The organism is Thalassolituus sp. UBA2009, from assembly GCF_002335285.1.
GTDB lineage: Bacteria > Pseudomonadota > Gammaproteobacteria > Pseudomonadales > Oceanobacteraceae > Venatoribacter > Venatoribacter alkanivorans.
On the sequence record NZ_DDCJ01000023.1, the window covers coordinates 33,661 to 35,253 of the forward strand.

The following is a 1,593-nucleotide window of genomic DNA, read 5'->3' on the forward strand; positions in this document are numbered from 1 at the left end:
TTATTAATCGCAGCATTATTGGTACTACAGGCACCGCTGCCGGCCACACAAACGCCTGCCAGCATGGCACCAAGCGTACCGGTTATCAGCGTTGTCGCGCAGGATATAACCATTCCGGTACACAGCCAGGGGCATGTCCGTATGGCGCGGGAGTTTTACCTGAGCAGTCAGGTGCAGGGGCAGGTGCAATACGTCAGCGAGCATTTTATTAATGGTCAGCAGGTACAACAGGGCGAACTGCTGCTGAGTATTGATGCCGCACCTTACGAGCTGGAGGTTCGCCAGCACCAGGCCAACCTCGACAGCCGCCTGCTGCAGCTGGAAGAAATCCGCGCTCAGGCTGAAGTGGCACGCCAGCAGGCCAGCGAAAATGATTTTGCCCGTTATATTCCGCATCTGCGCATGGCCAACAGCCAGGTTGCTGCGGCCCGCGCCGCTCTGCAATACGCACAACAGCAACTGCGTGACACACGTATATATGCGGCGGTCAGCGGACGTATTGCCCGCGCCAGCATACAGCCAGGGCAGCAGGTTTCTCCGGCGATGGTTCTGGGTGTTATTTATGACAATAACTGGCAGGAAATCCGCTTGCCGGTCAGCGATCATGAAGCACAGTTATTAGGCATCCGTCCGGGTACAGAAAATCCATCGCCGGTAATCACCCTGACAACAGCAGGCGGTACAAAAATACCAGCGCAGATTACCGGCAGCGAAGCCGGCCGTGATGCCTTTCAGCAAATTATTTTGCTGGCCCGGCCACAATATTCTGCGGATATAACGCCACTGTTGCCCGGCACCTTTGTTGAGGCCGAAATTCTCAGTCCGGTCATTACCGGAATCAGTCGTATTCCACGCTCAGCTCTGCAGGCCGGTAATCATTTATTAATGGTTGATCAGCAACACCAGCTGCACGATGTAAATGCCAATCTTCTGTATGCGGGTAAAGATCAGCTGTATCTGCGTAATAAATTTTCAACGCCGGTTCTGCTGGTTAACAGCAGCCGTCACGCCCTGCTGCCCGGCAGCCAGATTATTCCGGTTAATACCAGCAGCAGAGAGCAACTGGCCACGGCGGCCGGAGAGTGAGGTAACCATGAGTGCAGTAATCCGCTGGTTTATCACCCATCGCGTGGCCGCTAATCTGGCCATGCTCTGTATTCTGGTTCTGGGACTGCTGGCCGTACCGCGCCTGCAGCAGGAATTAATTCCCAATGTTGAACTCGACCGCATCAGTATTCAGGTGCTCTACCCCGGCGCCTCGGTCAGCACCACAGAACAATCACTCTGCACACCACTGGAAAATGCCATCCACGATATTGCCGGTGGCGAAGAATTAATTTCCTGGTCGTATCCCGGTTTATGCAGCCTTACGCTGGATATCGCCGAAGGCTACGATGCCAATGCTCTGCTGGCCGAAATCCGCAGCCGCCTTGCAGACCCGGCGTTGCTGCCCGCGCAGGCCGAAGCGCCCGATATTCAGATTCTGCAGGTACGTAACCGCGCGCTGCGTATTATTGTCAGCGGTGATGAAAGCTATGCCAACCTGCTCAGCAGCGCACAAAGTTTACGTCGTGAGCTGCTGGCCTTACCCGC

Annotated in this window: 2 protein-coding genes; both read left to right on the forward strand. The window is 55.2% G+C overall.

The genetic code is table 11. The features are described 5' to 3' along the window. On the forward strand, positions 1–1,086 hold a 1,086-nt coding region (locus tag B3P58_RS02895; RefSeq protein WP_286716011.1), incomplete at its 5' end, for an efflux RND transporter periplasmic adaptor subunit. A 7-nt stretch (positions 1,087–1,093) separates the two neighbouring features. Then, a partial coding sequence (locus tag B3P58_RS02900; RefSeq protein ID WP_286716013.1) for an efflux RND transporter permease subunit occupies positions 1,094–1,593 on the forward strand: 500 nt, incomplete at its 3' end.